The 24,131-nt window shown below is 26.7% G+C and carries 23 protein-coding genes and 1 CRISPR repeat array; of the genes, 13 read left to right on the plus strand and 10 right to left on the minus strand.

The features are described from left to right. Positions 1-32: 32 nt before the first annotated feature. The 13 genes from tpiA to BQ5344_RS11390 all read left to right on the plus strand — a co-directional run bounded on the left by tpiA (position 33) and on the right by BQ5344_RS11390 (position 16,705). A complete protein-coding gene (tpiA, locus tag BQ5344_RS11330) occupies positions 33-800 on the plus strand; it encodes a triose-phosphate isomerase (RefSeq protein ID WP_071125395.1) in 768 nt (255 codons plus the stop codon). 65 nt (positions 801-865) lie between these two features. Beyond that, positions 866-1,072 carry a preprotein translocase subunit SecG gene (secG, locus tag BQ5344_RS11335; protein ID WP_026749337.1) on the plus strand — a complete coding sequence of 69 codons (207 nt, stop codon included), beginning with the start codon at positions 866-868 and terminating at the stop codon, positions 1,070-1,072. Between the two features lie 239 nt (positions 1,073-1,311). Beyond that, a complete protein-coding gene (locus BQ5344_RS11340) occupies positions 1,312-1,494 on the plus strand; it encodes a type II toxin-antitoxin system HicA family toxin (RefSeq protein WP_071125396.1) in 183 nt (60 codons plus the stop codon). 427 nt (positions 1,495-1,921) lie between these two features. Next, positions 1,922-2,338, plus strand: a complete 417-nt coding sequence (locus BQ5344_RS11345; RefSeq protein WP_071125397.1) for a type II toxin-antitoxin system HicB family antitoxin — start codon at positions 1,922-1,924, stop codon at positions 2,336-2,338. A 29-nt stretch (positions 2,339-2,367) separates the two neighbouring features. Continuing rightward, positions 2,368-5,874, plus strand: a complete 3,507-nt coding sequence (gene cas13a, locus BQ5344_RS11350) for a type VI-A CRISPR-associated RNA-guided ribonuclease Cas13a (protein ID WP_071125398.1) — start codon at positions 2,368-2,370, stop codon at positions 5,872-5,874. A 256-nt stretch (positions 5,875-6,130) separates the two neighbouring features. Then, positions 6,131-6,505: direct repeats of the CRISPR family, unit length 36 nt; unit sequence GATTTAGAGTACCCCAAAAATGAAGGGGACTAAAAC. A gap of 308 nt (positions 6,506-6,813) precedes the next feature. Further along, on the plus strand, positions 6,814-9,684 hold the full coding sequence (locus tag BQ5344_RS11355) for a PD-(D/E)XK nuclease family protein (protein WP_071125399.1): 2,871 nt from the start codon (positions 6,814-6,816) through the stop codon (positions 9,682-9,684). Continuing rightward, positions 9,677-12,844 carry a UvrD-helicase domain-containing protein gene (locus BQ5344_RS11360; protein WP_071125556.1) on the plus strand — a complete coding sequence of 1,056 codons (3,168 nt, stop codon included), beginning with the start codon at positions 9,677-9,679 and terminating at the stop codon, positions 12,842-12,844. The genes BQ5344_RS11355 and BQ5344_RS11360 overlap by 8 nt, the downstream gene beginning before the upstream one ends. Positions 12,845-12,937: 93 nt before the next feature. Further along, positions 12,938-13,858 (plus strand): manganese-dependent inorganic pyrophosphatase, encoded by a 921-nt coding sequence (locus BQ5344_RS11365; RefSeq protein WP_071125400.1) that lies wholly within the window; start codon positions 12,938-12,940, stop codon positions 13,856-13,858. A 32-nt stretch (positions 13,859-13,890) separates the two neighbouring features. Then, positions 13,891-14,250: a hypothetical protein gene (locus BQ5344_RS11370; protein ID WP_021768361.1), complete on the plus strand. Its 360-nt coding sequence runs from the start codon at positions 13,891-13,893 to the stop codon at positions 14,248-14,250. Between the two features lie 85 nt (positions 14,251-14,335). Beyond that, on the plus strand, positions 14,336-14,971 hold the full coding sequence (locus BQ5344_RS11375; protein WP_083378252.1) for a peptidylprolyl isomerase: 636 nt from the start codon (positions 14,336-14,338) through the stop codon (positions 14,969-14,971). 134 nt (positions 14,972-15,105) lie between these two features. Further along, positions 15,106-15,846: a class I SAM-dependent DNA methyltransferase gene (locus tag BQ5344_RS11380; RefSeq protein ID WP_071125401.1), complete on the plus strand. Its 741-nt coding sequence runs from the start codon at positions 15,106-15,108 to the stop codon at positions 15,844-15,846. Between the two features lie 46 nt (positions 15,847-15,892). Next, positions 15,893-16,261, plus strand: coding sequence for an AtpZ/AtpI family protein (locus BQ5344_RS11385; RefSeq protein WP_071125402.1), 369 nt, complete (start codon positions 15,893-15,895; stop codon positions 16,259-16,261). A 42-nt stretch (positions 16,262-16,303) separates the two neighbouring features. After that, positions 16,304-16,705, plus strand: a complete 402-nt coding sequence (locus BQ5344_RS11390; protein ID WP_036069928.1) for a hypothetical protein — start codon at positions 16,304-16,306, stop codon at positions 16,703-16,705. 6 nt (positions 16,706-16,711) lie between these two features. Here the strand turns inward: BQ5344_RS11390 and cbiB are convergent, their stop codons facing one another. From cbiB to BQ5344_RS11440, 10 genes are all read right to left on the minus strand, one after another. Continuing rightward, on the minus strand, positions 16,712-17,716 hold the full coding sequence (gene cbiB, locus BQ5344_RS11395; protein ID WP_071125403.1) for an adenosylcobinamide-phosphate synthase CbiB: 1,005 nt from the start codon (positions 17,714-17,716) through the stop codon (positions 16,712-16,714). Positions 17,717-17,748: 32 nt separating this feature from the next. Beyond that, entirely contained in the window at positions 17,749-18,309 is a 561-nt protein-coding gene (locus BQ5344_RS11400; protein ID WP_071125404.1) for a hypothetical protein, read from the minus strand. Between the two features lie 31 nt (positions 18,310-18,340). Then, on the minus strand, positions 18,341-19,120 hold the full coding sequence (locus BQ5344_RS11405; RefSeq protein ID WP_071125405.1) for a purine nucleoside phosphorylase YfiH/LACC1 family protein: 780 nt from the start codon (positions 19,118-19,120) through the stop codon (positions 18,341-18,343). A 22-nt stretch (positions 19,121-19,142) separates the two neighbouring features. Beyond that, positions 19,143-19,850 (minus strand): hypothetical protein, encoded by a 708-nt coding sequence (locus BQ5344_RS11410; RefSeq protein ID WP_071125406.1) that lies wholly within the window; start codon positions 19,848-19,850, stop codon positions 19,143-19,145. A gap of 35 nt (positions 19,851-19,885) precedes the next feature. Next, the gene (locus BQ5344_RS11415) at positions 19,886-20,818 is read right to left on the minus strand and encodes a YeiH family protein (protein WP_083378253.1); all 933 of its coding nucleotides are present in this window, start codon (positions 20,816-20,818) and stop codon (positions 19,886-19,888) included. A 40-nt stretch (positions 20,819-20,858) separates the two neighbouring features. After that, entirely contained in the window at positions 20,859-21,749 is an 891-nt protein-coding gene (locus BQ5344_RS11420) for a polyprenyl synthetase family protein (RefSeq protein ID WP_071125408.1), read from the minus strand. A gap of 233 nt (positions 21,750-21,982) precedes the next feature. Next, positions 21,983-22,339 carry a VOC family protein gene (locus tag BQ5344_RS11425; protein WP_071125409.1) on the minus strand — a complete coding sequence of 119 codons (357 nt, stop codon included), beginning with the start codon at positions 22,337-22,339 and terminating at the stop codon, positions 21,983-21,985. A gap of 103 nt (positions 22,340-22,442) precedes the next feature. Next, the gene (gene xseB, locus BQ5344_RS11430; RefSeq protein WP_071125410.1) at positions 22,443-22,664 is read right to left on the minus strand and encodes an exodeoxyribonuclease VII small subunit; all 222 of its coding nucleotides are present in this window, start codon (positions 22,662-22,664) and stop codon (positions 22,443-22,445) included. 27 nt (positions 22,665-22,691) lie between these two features. Continuing rightward, positions 22,692-23,246, minus strand: coding sequence for a 16S rRNA (guanine(966)-N(2))-methyltransferase RsmD (gene rsmD, locus BQ5344_RS11435; protein ID WP_071125411.1), 555 nt, complete (start codon positions 23,244-23,246; stop codon positions 22,692-22,694). Between the two features lie 93 nt (positions 23,247-23,339). Further along, entirely contained in the window at positions 23,340-24,110 is a 771-nt protein-coding gene (locus BQ5344_RS11440; protein WP_071125412.1) for a hypothetical protein, read from the minus strand. Positions 24,111-24,131 lie beyond the last annotated feature (21 nt).

Genomic DNA, 24,131 nt, shown 5'->3' on the forward strand with positions numbered 1-24,131 from the left:
TAAAATATTAAATAAATAATGGAGGAGAAACTATGAGAAAAGTAATAGTAGCTGGAAACTGGAAAATGAACAAAACTGCAAAAGAGGCTGCACAATTCTTCAATGAATTAAAACCTTTAGTAGCAGATGTGAAAAATGCAGGAATCGTAATTGGAGCACCTTTCACTGCACTAGAAACAGCAACTAGAGAAACTGCAGGAAGCAACATTAAAATCGCTGCTGAAAATATGAACGCTAAAGAAAGCGGAGCATATACTGGAGAAGTTTCACCATTGATGTTAAAAGATTTAGGTGTAGAATATGTAATTTTAGGACATTCTGAAAGAAGAGAATATTATCACGAAACTGATGAAATCATCAATGAAAAAGTAAAATCAGCATTGGCTCACGATTTAAAACCAATCTTATGTTTCGGAGAAACTTTGGAAGAAAGAGAAGCTGGAACTACTAACGATGTTGTAAAAACTCAAATTACTGGTGGATTAAAAGACGTAACAGCCGCTGAAATGGCAAACGTTGTACTTGCTTACGAACCAGTATGGGCAATTGGAACAGGTAAAACTGCTACTCCAGAACAAGCTCAAGAAGTTCATGCATTCATCAGAGGATTATTAACTGATTTATACGGAAAAGAAGTTGCAGAAAACGTAACAGTTCAATATGGTGGATCAATGAACGATGCAAATGCAGCTGACTTAATCGCTCAAACAGACATTGACGGCGGATTAGTAGGAGGAGCAAGTTTAATTCCTGAAAAATTCGCTGTAATAATAAAAGCCGGAGATACAGCAGCTAAATAATTATTTTGCAATAAAAATTAATTGGCTATTCTCTTGTTTTGTAAATTATAGGAGGAAGTAATAACGTGTTAGAAAATTTATTAATTATAGCTCTAGTAATTTTATCAATCATCATGATAAGCGTAATTTTACTACAGCCAGACAGAAGCCAAGGTTTAGCAAAAAGTTCTGCTAACATATTGGATGAAGAAAAAGAAGGAATTGAAAAATTTACAGAAGTAGTTGCAACATTATTTCTAGTTGTTGCAATCTTATTCCAAATTGTAAGATAATTTTTAAAAAGTAAATTTTTTGGATTTTTTATAAAAATATAAAAATCACAGTTGAAAACATTGGCTGTGATTTTTTCTAAAAAAATTTTTTTAAAGTTATTGACAATGTGTTGAATACGTGTTATAATGAATTTATAAGTTGAAAATGATTTTTTGTAAAACTTTTCGACTCTCCCTAATTTTCAAATACTTTCTATTAGAAGTTATTATTAACGTTATTTTAGAAGGGAATGATATTTATGTCATATAGAAAAATCGAAAAAAGATTTAGAAAATTAGGTGGAAAAGTTGTACGTATAAAAGGAAGTCATTATCAATGGATGATCCCAGGTGTAAAAGGTGTGGTCACAGTACCATATTCAAAAGATATACCTGTAGGAACATTAAAAAGTATTGAAAAACAAGTCGGGATTAAACTCTAGTCCCTTCTTGCTTTCATCAAAAATTATTATCCCATAATTTGGATGGGATTTAGAGCACCCCAAAAATGAAGGGGACTAAAACAAAAATATTTCTTATTATGAACATCTTTAAATGATTTAGAGCACCTCAAAAATGAAGGGGACTAAAACTCAATTTTAATTATTTGTCCGGGATATATCGGATTTAGAGAACCCCAAAAGTAAGGAAAATTTGTAATTAGGTAAGGAGTATTAAAAAAATGTAATTTTAAAAAAATTGAAGAAATTAAATGAAAAATTGTACAAGTAAAAAAGAATCACTAACAATGAGTGATTAAGGAATAGAAAAATTTGAAAAAATTGTTTTATTTTAGCAGAGATGCTAAAAAATTTTATAAATATTTTTAAATACGTGTTTAACACGTGATATAGATTGGAGATAATTAAAATGGATGTATTTTATCCAGCAGTGATAACTAAGGAAGATGGAATTTATTATAGTTGTCTTGTTGATTTTGACAAGTTTGAAGATGGAAGTATAAATTATTATGCTACATTTGGAGATAATATGGAGAGAGCTGTTTCTAATTTAAGGGAAACATTGGGTTTGCATCTGGCTGATTTACTGGATGTAAGAAAAAATTTTCCTGAACCTTCAAGAGTAGAAGATATAAAATTGAAAGAAAATCAGTATTTGTATATTATTTCTGTTGATCCAGTGTATGAAGTGGCAAAAGTTACAAATGCACTTAAAAAGAAAACTTTAACAATTCCTGTTTGGTTAGATATATTGGCACAGGAAAAAAATCTGAATTTTTCACAAATTTTACAAAAAGCATTGAAAAAAGAATTAGGTATTGAGTAGTAAAGAAAATATTAGGAGGTTTTTTGTATATGAAAATCACAAAAATTGATGGAATTTCACATAAAAAATATATTAAAGAAGGAAAATTGGTAAAAAGTACGAGTGAAGAAAATAAGACTGATGAAAGATTGTCAGAACTTTTAACTATAAGACTTGATACGTATATAAAAAATCCTGATAATGCAAGTGAAGAAGAAAATAGAATAAGAAGAGAAAATTTAAAAGAATTTTTTTCAAATAAAGTATTGTATTTAAAAGATGGTATTCTGTATTTAAAGGATAGGAGAGAAAAAAATCAATTACAGAATAAAAATTATTCTGAAGAAGATATTTCAGAATATGATTTAAAAAACAAAAATAATTTTTTGGTTTTAAAGAAAATACTGTTAAATGAAGATATAAATTCTGAAGAATTAGAAATATTTAGAAACGATTTTGAGAAAAAATTGGATAAGATAAATTCTTTAAAATATTCACTTGAAGAAAATAAAGCTAATTATCAAAAGATTAATGAAAATAATATAAAAAAAGTTGAAGGAAAAAGCAAAAGAAACATTTTTTACAATTATTACAAAGACTCAGCAAAACGTAATGATTATATAAATAATATACAAGAAGCATTTGATAAATTATACAAAAAAGAAGATATTGAGAATTTATTTTTTTTAATAGAAAATTCAAAAAAACATGAAAAATATAAAATAAGGGAATGCTATCACAAAATAATTGGAAGAAAAAATGATAAAGAAAATTTTGCAACAATTATTTATGAAGAAATACAGAATGTAAATAATATGAAAGAATTAATTGAGAAAGTTCCAAATGTAAGCGAATTAAAAAAATCTCAAGTATTTTATAAATATTATTTGAATAAAGAGAAACTTAATGATGAAAATATAAAATATGTTTTTTGTCATTTTGTAGAAATTGAAATGAGTAAACTTCTGAAAAATTATGTGTATAAAAAACCAAGTAATATAAGTAATGATAAAGTGAAAAGAATATTTGAATATCAGAGTTTAAAAAAATTAATAGAAAATAAATTACTAAATAAATTGGATACTTATGTAAGAAATTGTGGAAAATACAGTTTTTATTTACAGGATGGAGAAATTGCGACAAGTGATTTTATTGTTGGGAATAGACAAAATGAAGCATTTTTACGAAATATAATTGGGGTTTCTTCTACTGCATATTTTTCATTGAGAAATATTCTTGAAACTGAAAATGAGAATGATATTACAGGAAGAATGAGAGGAAAGACTGTAAAAAATAATAAGGGCGAAGAAAAATATATTTCTGGAGAAATTGATAAATTATATGATAATAATAAACAAAATGAAGTGAAAAAAAATTTAAAAATGTTCTATAGTTATGATTTTAATATGAATAGCAAAAAGGAAATTGAAGATTTTTTTTCAAATATTGATGAAGCTATTAGCAGTATTAGACATGGGATTGTGCATTTTAATTTGGAATTAGAAGGGAAAGATATATTTACATTTAAAAATATAGTTCCTTCTCAAATTTCAAAAAAAATGTTTCACGATGAAATAAATGAGAAAAAATTGAAATTGAAGATATTTAAGCAGTTAAATAGTGCAAATGTATTTAGATATTTGGAAAAATATAAAATATTAAATTATTTAAATAGAACACGATTTGAGTTTGTTAATAAAAATATTCCATTTGTTCCGTCATTTACAAAATTGTACAGCAGGATAGATGATTTAAAAAATAGTCTAGGTATTTATTGGAAAACTCCGAAAACAAATGATGATAATAAAACTAAAGAAATTACAGATGCTCAGATATATCTTTTAAAAAATATTTATTATGGTGAATTTTTAAATTATTTTATGAGCAATAATGGGAATTTTTTTGAGATAACCAAAGAAATAATTGAGTTAAATAAAAATGATAAAAGAAATTTAAAAACTGGATTTTATAAACTTCAAAAATTTGAAAATCTTCAAGAAAAAACTCCTAAAGAATATCTTGCAAATATACAAAGCCTTTATATGATTAATGCTGGAAATCAGGATGAAGAGGAAAAAGATACATATATTGACTTTATACAAAAAATATTTTTAAAAGGATTTATGACTTACTTAGCAAATAACGGAAGATTAAGCCTTATATATATTGGAAGCGATGAAGAAACAAATACTTCTTTAGCAGAAAAAAAACAAGAGTTTGATAAATTCTTGAAAAAATATGAACAAAATAATAATATTGAAATTCCATATGAAATAAATGAATTTGTAAGAGAGATAAAATTAGGAAAGATATTAAAATACACTGAAAGATTGAATATGTTTTATCTAATTCTAAAATTACTTAATCATAAAGAATTGACTAATTTGAAAGGAAGTCTTGAAAAATATCAGAGTGCAAATAAAGAAGAGGCTTTTTCAGATCAACTTGAACTTATAAATCTTTTAAACTTAGATAATAATAGAGTAACAGAAGATTTTGAATTAGAAGCGGATGAAATTGGGAAGTTTTTAGATTTTAATGGAAATAAGGTAAAAGATAATAAAGAATTGAAGAAATTTGACACAAATAAAATATATTTTGATGGAGAAAATATTATAAAGCATAGAGCTTTTTATAATATAAAAAAATACGGGATGTTAAATTTACTTGAGAAAATATCTGATGAGGCAAAGTACAAAATAAGTATTGAAGAATTAAAAAATTACAGTAAGAAAAAAAATGAAATAGAAGAAAATCATACAACCCAGGAAAATTTACATAGAAAATATGCAAGACCTAGAAAAGATGAAAAATTTACTGATGAAGATTATAAAAAATATGAGAAGGCAATCAGAAATATACAGCAATATACTCATTTGAAAAATAAAGTTGAATTTAATGAATTAAATTTATTGCAAAGTTTACTATTAAGAATACTTCATAGGCTTGTAGGATATACTTCAATTTGGGAAAGGGATCTAAGATTTAGATTAAAAGGTGAATTTCCTGAAAATCAGTATATTGAAGAAATATTTAATTTTGATAATAGCAAGAATGTAAAATATAAAAATGGGCAGATTGTTGAAAAGTATATAAATTTTTATAAAGAATTATATAAAGACGATACAGAAAAAATAAGTATCTATTCTGATAAAAAAGTAAAAGAATTAAAAAAAGAGAAAAAAGATTTGTATATAAGAAATTATATAGCACATTTTAACTATATTCCGAATGCTGAAATTTCACTTTTAGAAATGTTGGAAAATCTAAGAAAACTACTTTCTTATGACAGAAAACTTAAAAATGCAATTATGAAATCAATAGTGGATATATTGAAAGAATATGGTTTTGTGGTAACATTTAAGATAGAAAAGGATAAAAAGATAAGAATAGAAAGTTTAAAATCAGAAGAAGTTGTACATTTGAAAAAACTGAAACTAAAAGATAATGATAAAAAGAAAGAACCGATAAAAACCTATAGAAATTCAAAAGAATTGTGTAAACTTGTGAAAGTTATGTTTGAGTATAAAATGAAAGAAAAAAAATCTGAAAACTAAAAAATGTAAAGTAATTTAGTTCAAAAAAGAAAATCATATCCGGAGAAATAAGTATCAGAGAAAAAATCATAAGAAAAGAAGCAAAAATTTTGGAATATTAGTTTGCATTATCAAAAAAATATGATAAAATAAATTAACGGGGTAATCTAAATCGCTAGAGTGTGTCTGGAAACTATTAAAATACATTTAATTTTTTCAGACACACTCTAAATAAACAAGTAAATAAAATATAAAATATTATCCCATAATTCGATGGGATTTAGAGTACCCCAAAAATGAAGGGGACTAAAACAATAAGAACTAACATTATCAAAGGACCTTAAGATTTAGAGTACCCCAAAAATGAAGGGGACTAAAACCCGAGAAAAATTTTTCTCTATTAAAATATTTTGATTTAGAGTACCCCAAAAATGAAGGGGACTAAAACTCAATATCTCTCTCCATGTAAGGAGCTAATTTGATTTAGAGTACCCCAAAAATGAAGGGGACTAAAACTCAACAACTCTACCATTATATTGTTTTATAATGATTTAGAGTACCCCAAAAATGAAGGGGACTAAAACACTAGGAATTCAATTTGACATCCTCGAGTCTTGATTTAGACTACCCCAAAAATGAAAAGTACTGAAATATATATAGGTTTCTAAATTTAATGTTGTCTAAGTTTGTTAACAAAATAAAAATATTGATTTTAATAAAGAGCTTTACAGCTCTTTTTTGTTTAACTTTTCAATAAAAAATTTTTTAAATAAGTATTTTTCCCGTATTTAATACGTGCTAAAATTGTTTTGTAATTTAGAAGTTGCACAATAAAAACAGATATAGAAGTTTATAAAAATTGATTTTTTAACTTTTTAGATGATTTTGGTATGCTTTTACAATTTTTTAGAAAAAATGTTATAATAATAATAAATCTTCAATTTAAGGAGAAAGAATATTATGAAAATTAGTTATAAAGGGATTGGCTCTGATTTAAAGAATATATTGTTTAAAGAGTTTGAAAAGAATGAAAATACGCTTTTTGTCTTTGAAAATATGGCTTCGTTTTTTGAGATAAAAAGGGAATTTTTACAGAATGAGGAAATACAGCAGGAATTAGGGATTTTTCAGAATTTTAAGATGATGAATAGTTATGATTTTTATGAGAATGTATTTGTTACTGATAAAATTGTGGTAAAAGAAGAGAAACAGGTTGTGCTGTTTTACAATGCTTTGACTGAGAAGCTGAAAAGGGATATGAAGGTTAATAATTATTATGATATTATTGATGTTGCCTATAATTACTACAATTTATTTGCAGAATTGCAGGAATATAAGATTGATTTGGAAAAAATTGAGCTGGAGAAATGGCAAGTTGAAACTTTTGGAACTTTGGTTGAGATTGATAATGAGATGAAAAAAGTTGTGCACCAGAAAGGGCTTATTTTGCCGTATATGCTTAGAAATGTAGAAAATATTTCGGACAATTTTTTGAATAAATTTTCTAAAATTTGCTTTGTGAATAAAGTTAAAATTACTCCATTTGAAAAGGAGTTAATTGGAGAAATTGAAAATAGAGGGATTACTGTTGAAAATATTTTGCAGCTTTCGGAAAATGATTTTAATGAGGAAAAGTTGAAAATAAAGGACAGTTTTTCATTGCCCGCAAGAGAGATTTTTGAGTCAAAAAATATAAATGTGGAAATTCATGAATTTAGCAGTAAATTTGGAGAATTATTAGGATTAGTGAAAAAATTAGAACAAGTTGAGAAGGATAGTAAAAAGGCAAGTAAGAAAAATGAAGATGCGAGAGAAAATTATAGAATTTTTGAGGCTAAGGAAAATTCTGAAGAGGTAAAAAGTGATTATCAGCTTTTAAAACAGAAAAAAATTTCTTCAAATTTAGAAATAACTATGAAAGATACGAAAATATACAAAATACTGAATTTAATTTACAATTTGCTAGACAATCTGAGGGAAATCGATAGAAAAGACAAGGAAAAACTGTTTCTGTTTAGAACGAAAGACTTTTATGACGCATACAAATCCAATGATTTACTTAATATTTTTAATTTGAAAGAAAGCTATCAGATTTTTCAAGATTTGGTTTCAAAAGATTATAAATACATTTCACGAGAGGAATTGGAACGAATTAATCAAGAAGATTTGAAAAAATTGGAAAAAGAAACTCAAAAAGCGAAATTTAAAGAAATTTATAAGCAAAGAATGACTGCTATCAGTAAAATTATTGAATTTGTCAAAGAGCTGGAAAAGATTTATGAATACACGACATTGGCGGAATATAGCGATTATTTGGAAAAAATCTATCTAAATAACGAAAGGAAAGTAAAAGAAGATAAAAATGTGAAAGATAAATACTTTGAAGCTTTATCCGAAATGCTCGTGTTAGAAGATTTTAGCTTTGATAATTTGTGGGATAAATTTTTTAACGAAAATATTTCAGCCAATTTGTTGAAATTATTTTTGAAATATTTGGATAAAAAATCGATTGGACTGAATTTGGAGGACAGTGCAGAAGAAGATTTGGAAAACAGATTTGCAATAAACTCATTTGAAAATATTTCAGAAACAACCAAGGAAAATATAATTATTTTAAATTTACAGGATTCATTTCCAAAAATAAAAATGAATAATTTTTTATTCTCAAAAATTCAACGTTCAAAAATGGGACTTCCAACAAGTGATGACAAGAAGCTGATTGGAATGTTTAAAATTTACCAAAATATACTTAGTGCAAAAAATGTATATTTAGCCTATATTAAAGACTTGGAAAACAATATTGATTCAGCAAGTGTTATCGAGGAATTGAAACTGAAGTATGGAATTGGAGTTATAAAAGGTGAAATAAGCGAGGCTGAAGAACTTTATTTTGTAAAAAAATATTTTTTAAAAGATAGAAAAGAAAAATGGGAAAAAAGGGAAATTGGAGATTTTATTCCGTCAAAACTGGAAAAAGATCTTAATAAAATAAAAAATGAAAAATTGAAATTGGGGTATTATTCATTTCAAGAAATGAGAGACTGTGAGTACGGATATTATCTGAAAAAATCAATTGGAGAGCAGGAAGTTGAAGAGATTGAAGATGAAATAAATGTTAAAATATTTGGAACAATAATTCACTCTTTTTATGAAAATGTCGTTATGAAAAACAAAGCAGACTTGGAGAATAAAACTTTCAAAATTGATAGAAACCAGCTGGCAGAAATTTTGGAAAAAGTGCTTAATTCATTTGATTATAAAGTTCCTAAAGAATATTTGGAGTTTTATAAAAAAGTGTCGTTTGAGGAAATTTTAAAATCAGCAGAAAAATATTTTGATGAATTAATTAAGAAACTGGAAACAGAAAACGATATTGAAATTTACTTTGAGGAAAGAATAAAATTATCTTCAGAAAAAGAACTGTTTGAAAATGTGTCTATTAATGGAGTTACAGATTTGCATATAAAAACGAGTAATAAAAATTACTTATTTGATTATAAGTCAGGGAAATTGAGAGATGGACAAAAGGGTTATAAAACTGATAAAGTTTATAAAGCAATGGAACAGCTGGATTATTATTCATTAATGCTAGAAAATGACAATAATGAAAATATTGAAAAAATTATTGTAGATACTTGGGAAGGTAAGTTAGTGCCAGACGAGAGATCGGATGATAAAATACTAACTTCAAAAGATGTTGAAGATGTGATTTATAAATATCGAAATGAAGAATTTTATGATTTAGGTAATATCAAAAACCAAAAAAATTATCTTTACAAAGAATACATAAATATTTGTAGAGGGGAGGATGAATTAAGCGATGATGAATAATATAATTTTGAAAGCTAGTGCAGGAACTGGAAAAACATACAGACTATCGCTAGAGTTTATAGCTAATCTGATACGAGGTGTTAATTACAAAAACATAGTTGTAATGACTTTTACAAAAAAAGCTACAGCTGAAATTAAAGAGAGAATTTTTGATTTTTTATATCAAATCGCTTTTGATAAAGGAAATAGCACAGAATTAGAAAAAAATTTAAAAGAAATTTATAAATTTGATAATTTGAATAAAAAAGAATTACAAAATATTTATTTTGAAATGATAAAAAATAAAGAGGACATTCGGATTTCTACCATTGACCGTTTTACTAACCAAATCTTTAAAAATGCGATAGCACCGTATTTTAATATTTACAATTATGAGATTTTTGAGAAGGAAACAGATGAATTTTATTCAAAAGTTTTGATAAAAATAATTGAAAATGAAGAAGTTTTTCAAAAATTCAAATTTATTTTTGATGAAAAAAAAGAGAAAAAAAATATCGCAGTCTATATAAAAATTATTGAAGAAATATTGGAAATGCATCCAAAATTTGTTTTGGCAGGGGACTTAAATAAAATAGAAGAAAATACAGAAAAAGTATCGTATAATTTTTTAAATAGTTTAGATGATATTGTAGAAACATTAGAAGAGGCCTCTAATAAAAAAGAAAGTAAAAGCATCTATAAAAAAGAATATGAAACTTTTTTTCTTGAATATACAAAAGTTTTAAAAAATCAAGAGTTTAATGAAAATGAAAAATTAAAAGAAAAATTAGAATTGGTTCAACAAAATAAAGATCTATTAATAATGATTAAAGAGGACGAGACATATTGGAAAAAGGCGGTTGTAAACGATACTAAAAAAATAGATATGTCAGCAGAGAGAGAAAGTGTTGAAAAAAGTAAAGAGCAACTTAAAGAAAGATTATCTAAATACATCTATTTGACGGAAGTACTGCCATTAGACAAAAAATTAAAAAATATTGCTCAAATTATATTTAATATTGCTCAAAAAATCAAAATTTCTTCAAAAAGATTTACTTACAACGATATTTTGGTGTACACGTATGAATTTATTTTCAATAAAGAACTAAAATTTGTGGAAAATGATAAAGTTACAGAAGAATTTCTTGAATTAATCGGCGGGAAAATAGACACAATCATGATTGATGAATTTCAAGATACGAGCATTTTGCAGTGGAAAATTTTGAAATTAATGATGAATACTTCGGAAAATATTATTTGTGTTGGTGATGAAAAACAGAGCATTTATAATTGGCGTGGTGGAGAAAAGGAATTATTTGAAAAATTAGAAACAATGATTCAAGGAAATATTCAAACTCTAGATAAATCGTATAGAAGTTACAAGCAAATTATCGAGAATGTTAATAAAATATTTAATGGCTATGATTCTAATTGGAATTATACAGATTCTGGCTATAGGGAAGATGAAGAGTATCAAAGAGGATATTTTGGATATTTTATTCAAGATACAAAGGAAGACAAAGAAAAAATTTATACAAAAATTATTGACATGATAAAAGATGGTCAAATAAAAAATCTGGGAAAGAGTGCAATTATCTGTCGTAAAAATATTCATTTAAAAGAAATTGCGACAGCGTTGAATGAGGCAAAAATTCCGTATACACTTGAAAGTAAGGCAACTATTTTGGAGTACAAGCCTATTGTTCCAATGTATCAACTAATTAAATTTTTTGCATTTGATAATTTTAAATATTTGTTAGAATTTGTGAGAAGTGACTTAGTTGGTGGATTAAATAGCCATGTAAAATATCTGCTAGAAAATAAAAATGAGATTATGAAGTATATTGCCGGAAATTCTAAAATAAATAGCTTTGAAGAGTTTATTAATATTCAAAAAGATGATAAGATAAAAGAAAAACTTTTAGAATATAAAAAAGTTAATACTTTAGAAAGAAATGGACTAATTTTTGAGGAAATTATCAATAAAATTAGGGATTTGAAAGTCTTGTCAATAAACTTAAATGATAAATATCAAAAAGAAAATTTTTCAAGAAAACTTGTTGAGAAATTTGAAATAACAAAATTTTATTCAACAAACAGTGATTTGAAAAACATTTTTATATTTTTTAACATTTTGAAAAAATACAGTAATTTATATGAATTTATAACATTTGCCGAAGAAGAAAAGGAAAATTTGAAACAGGTTAGCAGCAAGGATATAAATGCGATAAATTTGCTGACGATTCATGCTTCAAAAGGATTAGAATTTGATACGGTATTTTATTATAAAAGAGAAACAAATAAGGGGCGTACAGATAAAGATAATTTTAAAAGCTATTTAGATTTTGATGAAAAATTTAATATTGTAAAAAAATTTATTGTGCTTTTTACAGATTATAATAAAAAAATGTTTGAGAATGAATTGAGTGAAATGAGAGATAATAATTCTCAAAAAGAAATGATGGAAGAAATTAACAATGATTATGTTGCATTGACTCGTGCTAAAAAAAATCTGATATTATTATTTGACGCTGAAATAACAAAAGACAAACGATATGCTGATTCTTTAGTGAAAAGAGTGGTTGATGTTTATGAAGATGAAAACAGATATGAAATAGGTGAAATTGTAGAATCGGAAATTCCTGAAGAAACAACAGATACTTCAGATGTAAAAGTGAGCAATAATTTATTTGAAACGTATTTTGATGATGATAAATTTGTTGTAAAAAAATCTTCAAATACATTGGAAAATGAGTTTAAACGTAAAAAAGGGCTTGCAATGCACTACTACTTTGAACATATTTCAAATAATCTGGAAAATGATAAATTAATTGCAAAATCTGCACTTTTGAGCCGATATGGAAATATGCTTGGGAAAAAGATTGTAGAAGAATTAATTGTCAGAATGGAAAAATTCATTGAAAAAAATAGCGATATTTATGATGAGAAATACAAAGTTTATACAGAATTTGAAATTTATGATTCTGAAGGGAAAAAACGTATCATTGATAGAATTAACATTGATGAAAATAACAAGAAAATCTATATTTATGATTATAAGACTGGATTTGAGCCTGAAACAAATGAGAAATATCAGGAACAGATTAATGAATATAGGGATATTTTAAGCAAAAAAGTTTCGGCAGATTATGAAATTGATGTTCAATTGTTAGAAGTTTAAAGTGATTTTTGAAAAAAACGGATTTTTCTATTTCAAAAATAAGATTAATAGGTTATAATAATATGAAATGATTAAAATTTAGGAGGAAAAAATATGTCAATATTAGTTTTTGGACACAAAAATCCAGATACAGATACAATTTGTTCAGCAATTACTTATGCGGAACTGAAAAATAAATTAGGAAAAGATGTTAAGGCTGTAAGACTTGGGGAAATTAATGAGGAAACTAAGTATGCCTTGAACTATTTTAAAGTTGAAAAGCCTGAATTAGTGGAAAATGTGGCTGGAAAAGAAATAATTCTGGTAGATCACAATGAGAGAACTCAAACTGCTGAAGGATTTGAAGAAGCAAAAGTTCTGGAACTAATTGATCATCACAGAATTTCAAACTTCAATGTGGATGAGCCTTTATATGCAAGATTAGAGCCTGTTGGATGTACTGCGACAATTATCTTAAAATTATTTAAGGAAAACAATCTTGTACCAAGTAAGGAAACTGCGGGACTTATGTTAAGCGCCATTATTTCAGATACATTATTGTTCAAATCGCCAACTTGTACAGAATGTGATGTGAAGGCTGGTAAGGAACTGGCTGAAATCGCTGGAGTAAATGCGGATGAGTATGGGCTTGAAATGTTAAAGGCTGGAACTGCACTTGGAGATAAATCTGAAGCAGAACTGTTAAATATGGATATGAAAATCTTTGAAATTGATGGTGCAAAAATCGGTGTTGCACAAGTTAATACTGTAAATGAAGCAGAAGTTTTGGAAAGAAAAGAAAAATTACTTGCTGAAATTGATAATATTATTACAAAAGAAGGATTAAAATTCTTTACGTTTGCAATTACAAATATTTTATCAAATGATTCTGTGGCTCTAGTTTCAGGAGATGGAAATGATATTATTGAAAAAGCATTTGGAGAAAAAGTCGACAGCAACTTAGTAACTTTGAAAGGTGTTGTTTCAAGAAAGAAACAAATTATTCCGCCATTGACAAAAGCAATTCAAGGGTAAATTTATAAAAATAAAAAATAAGGATTTGAAAAATGGCAATAGTAAAATTTAAGAAAAGAGAAGAATTAAAAATATTATTTGCAATAAAACTGCCTCCAATAATTTCTGAACTTTATAAGGAAGTTAGAAGTAAAAAGACAGCGAATGAAATAATAAGAAATTCTCTTAATATGAAAAAAAATCGTGTAATTAACACGCTAGAGCTTGTGGATGGCTTTGGAAACCAATTTTCTGTACTTGTTATTTATGATAATATTATGGAAGAAAAGGAGCTTTTAAAATACAATATGGAAATTGAAGATATTGATTTTAGAATTCTGGAATTTGATTTTAATGGCAAAATGGAAATTGAAGAAATGATAATGCACGTAAAACGATTGTACAATAAATAGTTATATAATTTGGTACAATTTATTTGAGTAATAAATTTTTATATTTTGACTAAAATTATAACTTAATGTAAAGCGAGGAATGTTTATGAAGAAAAAAATGGTAATATTGGTTAGTATTTTGATGTTGTTAATGGCAACTGTTGTAAATGCTAAAGGAAAAAAATCAAAAGAAGAAAAAAAATTTGAAAAGGCAATGCAAGGTTTTCAATTGGAAGCAGTAATAAAAACAACAAAAGGAGAGATTTCATTTTATCTATATCCTGAAGCTGCTCCCAAAAACGTTGCAAGCTTTGTATTTTTAGCAAAAAATGATTTCTACAATGGATTAACTTTCTTTAGAGTTGTTCCAAATGCACTTGTTCAAGGTGGGGATCCTTCTGGAAATGGAACTGGTACTGCTGGGTATTTTCTATCAGATGAATTTACAAAGTGGCTTACTTTTGATGTTGAAGGAATATTGGCAATGGCAAATTCAGGCCCAAACACAAACAGCAGCCAATTTTTTATAACTATGCAAGCAATGCCAAACTTAAATGGAAAACACACAATTATCGGTGGAACAAAAAATCGTGAAGATTTAAGTATATTAAGAACTTTACGACAAGATGATAAAATATTAAACATCGACATTAAAGGAAAAAAAGTTGATAAATTTCTAGATTATTTCCCAGAAGAAGTTATTGAATGGGAATCTAAACTACAAAAACCTGAAAATAAGTAAGCAAAAAAACTCTCAATTTATGGTTGGGAGTTTTTCTTTTTTGTATTACTTGTAAAACTTGTAAACTTAGTTCACAACTCCCAGTAAAAATGATATAATATTACATAACTTAAATTAAAGAAATGAGGAAACCAATGCATAAGGAATTTGCCGAAATTTATGATATTTTTATGAAACATGTAGATTACGATAAATGGTATGAATTTTTGAAAATGTTTATTAAAAAAAAAGGAACTGTCTTGGATTTGGGATGTGGAACTGGAGAATTTTTATGGCGGTTCTTAAAAGATGGATTTTCTGTAGTTGGAGTAGATTTATCCAAAAAAATGTTGGAAATATCTGAAAAAAAATTATTAAAAAATAATTTAGTAAATAATTACAAATTAGTAAAAGAAAATATTATAAATTATGATAATATAAATAAAAAGAATGAAATTCAAGAAGTTGATTATATTATTTGTAATTTTGACACAGTAAATTATTTAAAAAATGAAAAAGAATTTTTAAAATTTATTGAAAAATCTAACCAAAATTTGAAAAAAGATGGTTATTTGATTTTTGATGCTGTGACGGTGGATATTTTTGAGGAAATATTTGAAAATGATATTTTTCTAGACGAAGAGCCTGAATATACAAGTATTTGGCGACATGAGCAATTAAGTGAAAATAAACATTTGATCGAAATTGATTTATTTATCCGTGAGAATGAAAATGATAATTTATTTAGAAAATATAACGAAGTTCAGCATAAATTTATTTATGAGCCTGAGTGGATTGTGGAAACTGTTCAAAATAATGGTTTTGAAATATTTGATACTGCTTCTAATCCTGAATTTGGAGAAAGTAGAATATTTTTTGTACTAAAAAAATTGTAATTATCGTTAAATCAAATTGATAAAAATTTAAAAAGGAAGTAATTTTATGGAACTTGAAAAGGAAAAGGAAAAAGAAACTTTAGAAAATGAAATAACTGAAGAAGTCAAAATTGCACAACTAGAAGAAGAAAAGCGAAAACAGAGACTTTTTGAAATAGAAAAGAAGTTGGGTAGACATAACAACGAAAAAGAATTACGAAATAGAAAAAACAACAAATTAATGAAGTATTTTGCACTTGCAACAAATATGGTTTATATTCTAGCATTACCGATATTGCTTATGTTAGGATTTTATTTGCTTTTGAAAAAATATCTTTTTAAAACCGATCAACCACTTGTTTTAATTATTTTCTTAATAATCGGAGCTATTTCTGGATACTGGTCGCTTATAAAACAAGTAAATAACATAAAATAACTAAAAATTTCAAAAATGATTTTAGAAAGGGAAAAAAGAAAAATGTTTGAAAAGATGCCAGAAGAAATAAAAAAAGCATACATCATTTCTATTTTTACAATGATACTACTTTCTATTTTAGGAATAATTTTTAACTGTGTCGAGCTTTATTTTGGGTACTTGATTGGTGCCATAATTTCTACTATAAATATAAATTTACTTGTGACTGGAGTACACAACATTTTATATTTTCAAGACAAGGGAAAATTGCGTGGAAATTTTGAATATTTGAAAAGAATGATAATATTTTGTGTGGGAATGTTTATTGTTGGAAAAGTAAGCCAGAAATATTTTGAAAATCATGTTTTAACAAATATTCTGGCAACTGGAATTGGAGCATTAAATTTTAAAATTTCATATTTTTTATATCATTGGACTAAAAAATTATTTATACAAAAAAAATAATTTACTTTAAAACAGCATATTTACAAAAAAATATGTTACAAAATATGCAACTGAATTAAAAACACCATTAAACATACCGTTTATAAGTAAATGTATTATAGAAAAACAGAATATCGCTACAAAACTTGTAACATACATCAATAATATATTTTTTTTAATATCTTCTAATCTAAATTCCTTTATCTTATCTCCTATTGTGGGCTTTTCCACTTCTTTCCCAAAATATGAAACTTTTCCACCAAACTGAACTCCCAATGCTCCCGCTACTGCACTTTCTGAATGTCCTGAATTTGGACTCGCATGATTTTTTCTATCTCTTTTAAATATTTTCCATGCATTTTTGTAATTGTATCTTAAAATATAGCTTGCTGCTGTTATAAAAATCCCAGAAATTCTAGCTGGAATAAAGTTTACCACATCGTCTAATTTTGCTGAAAATGTACCAAACTTTGCATATTTCTCATTTTTGTACCCAACCATTGAATCAAGTGTATTTATTGCCTTATAGGCCATTGCAAGTGGAAGTCCACCTACAAACATATAAAACATCGGTGCAATCACGCCATCCACCATATTTTCAGAAATTGTTTCCATTGTACTTCTAATAATCATAACTTTATCCATCTTTTCAGTATCTCTTGAAACCAAATAAGACAATTTTTCCCTTGCCACTTTCAGATTTCCTAATTTTAAAATCTTATAAACCCTTTTTCCTTCACGAGCCAATGATTTTACTGAAAATATCGTATACATCAAATAAATTTCAAAAATCTGCAGAACTTTTACAATTTTTGTTAATTTGACAAATCCGTACATTACTAAAAATGTACTTATAACTACTAAAATACCTAAAACTGCTCCACCAACAAAGCTTCCCTTTTTCCCATATAATTTTTTCTCTAAAAATGTAATCATTTTACCAATAATCTGGACTGGATGTGTAATTTTTTCTGGATCTCCAAAAATCAAGTCCAAAATAAATGCAATCCATATTTTTATTAAAAAATTCATTATTATCTCCTATTTTATTTAAAATTATTTTTTTAATAAGCTATATCGTCTGTTGCTTTTGTCCCTATTTTTTCCATAATTTCTATCATTCCCGCATCATTTTCATCATTTTTATTCCAAAAATCTTTACTGTAAAAACGTTTCCATTCTCCATTTATTGTATCATAAACAATCAGGTAAGCCATAAATTCTTCTTTATTTTCTGGACTATAAATATACATTCTATATTTATAATATTCTGGAGAATTGCTGTATTCTAATTCTGTTAAGTTTTTCCAAGGGTATAATTTGTTTACATCATTTTCAAATTTATCAATATAATCAGCAATTTCAATATACGTAATATCTGCTTTACTTCCCCCTTTATTATAAACTAACCCGATTTCCAAAGAACTTACGTTTTCTTTGTCTACTGTTTCATATACCATTTTATTTTTTTCTATATCACAATAAATTTTATTTGTTAATTTTGCAGTTTTTACTAATTCTACCATTTTATTTGCATATCCTGTATTGTTTTCATACCAATTACAATTAGAAGAAAAACCTATTGTTCCCACTACTAAAAATATTAAAAATAAAACTTTTCTCATAATTTCATTTCCTTTCTTTTTTGTTGTTTTTTTATTTAAAACTAATCATAGCCGTAGCCCTTCCAGCATTTTTGCCTTCCCTTCTATAAGAATGAAATTTCTCATCAAATGTACTTTCAGTTGCTACAATCAAATTTTTCTGTTTTATCCCAAGTTTGAGTGCCATAAGTTCATTAAATTTTGTATTGTCAAAATGATATTTTTCTGTTTTATCATTAAACCAAAATGATTTTTCCACAATTTCTCTGTTACTTTTCCCAAATTTTTCGACAAACTTATCATAAAATTCATTTCCAACTTCGTAGTCCTTCTGACCAATTCCAATTCCTAATGCCATTACTACATTCTCAACTTGCGTCCCATAATTTTTCTGCATTTCTAAAAGCCCTGACTTCATCATTTCTTTAAATGTCCCCGGCCATCCTGAATGCCACACTCCTATAACCTGATTTTCCTTATCGTATACAAAAATCGGCAAACAATCCGCATAAAATGTAAAAATTGTAATATCTTTCCTTTTTGTCAGAAATCCATCAATATCTTCCTCTTTTTCATAATAATATTTTGTTGTATCTTTATCAATAATTTTGACATTGTTAGAATGTGTCTGAAATGCCATCACTTCTTGTTTATCTGTTAAATTCAACTCTTCTAGCAACTTTTCACGATTTTTTTTCTGGATACCTTCTATTTGATTTTCAATTGGGCAATAATCAGACATATTTCCAGCGATTTTTTTTGTATAGACCGCTGTAATACCATATTTTTCAAACTCTTCAATATAAAAATAATTTTTCTTTTCTATAAACATAGTTATCATCCTTACCTATTTTTTACATACTGTTTTCTAAATTTGACAACACCGCTTCCACCATCTTTATTTGTTCATCTAGATTTTTTACATGCCAAGTATTATTTACTTTATGCATACCAACAGTTATAGTCATTTCCATATAATTTTCTTCTTTTTTTAATTCATCTTCTATAACTCTACTTATAGCATCCATAATTTTAGAAAAAGCTTCTTTTTTCTCCATTTTTTTCATTTGAGCCATCATATCGTCTGCATCTTTATATTGTAGTTTTTTTAAAATAAGTTTAAAAACTTCATATTCATTTTCAAATTTTGAATCACTCTCTTTACTACCAAAAACTTTTACTTTTTGAGTAACTTGTCCTTCTTCATCATTAAAAAATCTAATTTCTTCTATTTTATTTTTTTGATGCTCAATACTTTTTTCTAACATACTAACCATCATTTGTTTCATTGCCTGAGCACCGAATATTTCATCTCCACTAAATGATTGCTTTGATATCGCATTTTCTATAAAGTTTTTAATAATGGCTTTTACTTTATTTTTGTATTTTTTATTGTCCGCTTCAAAACCTTTTTTTACTTCTAAAGACTCTTTTTTCATTTTTTGTTCAGAAATTTTATAGTTTTCACTTCTTGTAACATTGTAGTCCAATTTAGACTCAAACCCAAACATTTGTAAAGATAATGTCACTAATAATGTCATCACTAATTTTTTTATTTTCATAGTACCTCATTTCCTTGTAATTATTTTTGATCTTTTTACAAAAACATCATTATCATATACCCTGAAATTATCGAAAAAATCCAGAGAGTAACACCATACAAAAGATTTTTCCCAGTCATTTTTTTAATAGTCTGAATATTTAATGAAGTTCCAATCATATAAAGTGCAAGGGACAGCATCATTTTTCCTATTTGAGTAAGCAAACTATAAATTGCTGGCAAATTTATTATTGTTGCAACAATTGAAGCTAAAATGAAAAATAATATAAAAATCGGAAATTTAATCTTCTTATTTTCAGATTTATTTAAAAAGCTAAGAACAATAACTATCGGAATAATCCAAAGTGTTCTTGTAAGTTTCATAATTGTGGCTATTTTCAAGGCTTCTGTGCTGTGAAAAGCTGCAGCTGATACTACTGAACTTGTATCGTGTATGCTTAATGCAGTCCATATTCCAGTTTGTTCAGCATTTAACTTAAAATAATTTATAAAAAATGCAAAAAGAAACAATGCAACTGTGTTTAAAATAAATACTATCCCCGTAGACAAGGCAATATCCTCATCAGAAGCCTCAATTACTGGAGAAGTTGCTGCAATGGCACTTCCACCACAAATTGCAGTTCCAAACACAATTAATTGTGATAATTTTTTTTCCATTTTAAAAATTTTTGCCAAAATTAAACCAATACTTATCACTAAAATTAAACTGATTGCAGTCTGAAAAATTCCTTTGCTACCAACAGCAACAACCTTGCTTATGCTAAGTCCAAATCCAAAAAATACAACAGCTGAATTTAATGTAAATTTTCGTATTTTTCCTAAATTTTTCGGAACCAGAATTAAACTAAAACTTGCTAGAATAATTCCCATAAGAAGAGATATTCCCGAAGCAAACGCATGAACACTTTTAATTAATGGAAATATTAACGCAATTAAGCACCCCACATAAAATATAATTTTTTTATTCATTTTCACCCCTAATTTCTAAAAAATCGTCAAAAGTCTTTTATTATTTTTTTCTATTCCCAAAATAATCAGTTAATTCCAAAAATAATTGATTGCCCTCAAACTCATCTTCAATAATCTTTTTTGCTTTTTCCAAGTATTCCTGAAGTAATTTTTTGCTTTTTTCAAGTCCAAAAATACTAGGATAAGTCGTCTTTTCATTTTGGACATCATTGGATTTTTTACCAATTTCCTCAAAATTGCCTTCAATATCCAAAATATCATCCTTAATCTGAAAGGCAATTCCTAATAATTTTGAATATTCTACCATTTTTTCACGCTTTTTACCTTCAATATCCAAAGCAATCATCGGCAATTCTATTGCAGCAGTCAGCAATTTCCCAGTCTTATGAGCGTGAATATACTTTAATGTGTCAATTTCCACTTTCTTATTTTCAGACTCCATATCCACAAACTGACCTCCGACCATTCCAAAAAATCCTGCATATTCAGACAATTTTGAAATAATTTCAACCTTATTTTTATCTCCTAAACTTTTAGAATTTGCAATTATTCCAAAGGCTTCTGTTAAAAGAACATCTCCCACAAGAACTCCGATTGCTTCATTGTATTTTTTATGAACTGTAAGTTTACCGCGTCTGTAATCATCATTGTCCATCGCCGGCAAATCATCATGAACGAGTGAATAGCAATGTATAAACTCAAGTGCAATGGCAATTTCCCTTACTTTATAATAATTTTCAGAATTATTTTTTTCAAACAAATCACAAATCATATACATTAAAACAGGACGTATTCGTTTTCCTCCGTTCATAACCGCATATTCCATTGCTTCCGCCAATTTTTCAGGATATTTATTTCTGTAATTCCCAAGCAATTCTATCAGACTTTCTTCCACAATCTTCTTTTTCTCTTCCAAATATTCCCGTAACATTTTATCCCCCGTCACTCAAATTTTTATTTTCATTAACTTTTCTATTCCAAGAATCTCCTAAAAATTCATCGCCTTTATCAATTATTAACAATTCATTTTTTCAAATATATTTCTTTTGCTGCTTTAGCTGCTATGAATTTTACCTATAATAATCTCTAAAGGAATTATATAGGATTATACTGTTTTTATTTTAAAAATTATCCAAAATAGAATGCTATTTTTTTATAACACATCTATTCTAGTACAGAATAATCAGTTATTCCAAATCTATTTCCAAACGGATCTTCAAACTCAACAGCATATCCTGTTCTTATTCTGAAAGGTTCCGATAAAAATTTAATTCCGCTTTCTTTCATTTGCTGATACTTACGATTTACATTATCTACTTCAAACCATATTGTCTGTTTCAAGTCTTTAAATTTGTTTTTATCTTTTAATATTATTGCCGCTTCTTCACCATCAATACTGAATGCTACCATTCCCATATCCGAAAAGTCAAACTTTACTTTTAATCCTAAGTTATTTTTATAATATTTTTTTGCTATTTCTAAATCATCAACTGGAACAAAAAAGTTATCGTATTTTTTCATCTTAAATCTCCTCATTTTAATTTTGAACAAAATTTACTTCAAAACTAAACTCAAATATTTTAAATATCCTGCTTCTATTCACTTGAAAATCTATCTTTAATCTTTATTCAAACTCTTCCATTTCCACTTTTCCATTTTTTTCAAGCACCTTCATAACTTTCCCTTCTCCGACTTCAAGTAATTTCTCCGAATCTTTAATAAGTTTAATCGCCTTCTCGTATTCAGAAATTGAATCATCTAGCGATAATTCCTCACTTTCCAATTTTTCCAAAATTTCATCAATTTGTGCAATATTTTCTTCATAACTTTGTTTTTTTACTGCCATTTTTATTTTTCTCCTTTATTTTTTTATTTATCCTTCAAACCTATAAAAACTAACTACCTTCTTATTATAATCTCTTTCATCATATTTCACAAAATCACCTATTTTATCCGCCATTTTCTCATACGTGCTGTGTTCTGAAATTATAATTCCATCTCGTTCCAAAAGATTTTCTTCTGATATTTTTTCAATCGTTGTTGTTGAGATATTTTCCTTGTAAGGCGGATCCAAAAATATTATATCAAATGTTTCATTTTTTCTTGAAAGGATTTCTATCGCTCGAAAAACATCATTTTTATAGGCACGACATTTTTCTTCCACTCCAAGATGATTCACATTTTCAATAATTACTCTTAGCGCCTCTTTATCTTCCTCAATCATAATCGCTCTTTTTGAACCACGGCTAAGTGCTTCAAATGAGACATTTCCAGTTCCTGAATATAAGTCCAAAAATTTTGCATCTACTACTTTTTCTCCAATTATACTGAAAATTGCCTCTTTTATTCTTTCTAGCGTAGGTCTAGTTTCTCTTCCTTCCCTTGATTTTATTCTTCTATTTTTCAATGTTCCTGCTACAATTCTCATTTTTTCCTCTTTTCAATTTTTATGATTCTCTCTATATTTGAATTAATCTGTGTATATTTTACTACATTTCAGGCAAAATTACCAACATTTGCCCTACTTAAATTTTATTGAAATTTTTCCATCCAGATTTACTCCACCCTCAAGCAGTTCATAATGCTCTTTTGTACTATTTTTACTAATATTCTTAAATTCATAATCTTTAAAATTTATACTGGCAATTTTTAAATCTGATTTATTATAAACATTTACGTACAATATTTCCGCCTTATTTTTGTTAAAAAAATTGTCAACTAACTCAAAACTGTACACAAAATCCTTATTTCTTGAAAATTTTGTATTTACTAAATCATAATAAACAGCGATTTTCCCTTCTTCCATCGACGGAATAACCTTTGAAATGGCAAACCATTCACGCTGGATACTATCTGTAACTTGACTTTCATAAATATTTTCATCAAATTTTATAACTGCTCTCAAATTTTGTGCCTTTTTATAATCTGTCAAAAACCTTATATTTTTTACAAATTTCCCTCGGTTATTCGTATTTTTATTACTAAAATCCTCTTTTAAGCTCTTCTCAATATTCGTATCCAGCCAGAACATAAACGTCGATTTCACATTATAATTCCCAATATTCTCAAACGTATAAACACTTTCAACCTTTATTGTCTTATTTTTCTCAATCGTAATATTCAAATCTTCCCTCTTTATAACTAACGGCTCCTGTCTTACAATTTTCAAATTTCCAATTGCCAAAAATTCTGATTTTGCAGAAAATGTTACAATGTTTATTGCAAAAAATATTATCATTATAAATGTTACTTTAAAAGATTTTTTTAATTTCTTATTATTCAAAAAAAACATATCTCAACTCCTTTAATTTTT

Source organism: Leptotrichia massiliensis (genome assembly GCF_900104625.1).
Taxonomy (GTDB): domain Bacteria; phylum Fusobacteriota; class Fusobacteriia; order Fusobacteriales; family Leptotrichiaceae; genus Leptotrichia; species Leptotrichia massiliensis.